1 pseudogene is annotated in these 514 nt (G+C 51.9%); it reads right to left on the bottom strand.

Going from position 1 to position 514, the window contains the following annotated elements:
- Nucleotides 1-106: 106 nt before the first annotated feature.
- A pseudogene (locus ACYVD4_RS32085) lies at nucleotides 107-514 on the bottom strand (DEAD/DEAH box helicase); the annotation flags it as partial.

Genomic DNA, 514 nt, shown 5'->3' with positions numbered 1-514 from the left:
CAAACTCCACTGCACCAGATTCATCCGGACGTTCATACTGACTAACACACTGCTGGTATTATGGGTAAAACGAATGGGGAATCCAAGTTAGTACATTGCGCTGATACTACCGACGGCCTCCCTTTGCCCCGGAGCGTTTTGCACCACTTGTTGGCCCACCTGATTTTCGTGCCGAAGCGCCAGAACGTGGCCCAGTAGGCCGAGAAGTGGTTTTTTTTGCTCCGGTCATCTTCGATTTCGCTTTTAGGCGGTCCTTTCCACTCGGTGTATTTTTCTCCTTTTTTTCGTGAAAGGCACCCAAAAACGTCGGATCTTCTTTCGGCCGTTGCTCGTCCATTTCACGCAGCATAGCCTGTTGTTCGTCAAAAGGCGTTTCGGTGACTTCGACCAGAGCGGGTAGCGGTTGCCGGGGGATGGTCATGCGGATGATCTTTTCAATCTTCTGCACGTGGTATTCCTCGGCTATAGTCATAAAGGTGATGGCTTCGCCGGTGTGGTTTGCCCGACCCGTACG

The organism is Spirosoma daeguense (assembly GCF_054776875.1).
Note: the sequence above shows the minus strand (reverse complement) of the source record. Positions and strands in the feature narration are given on the sequence as shown.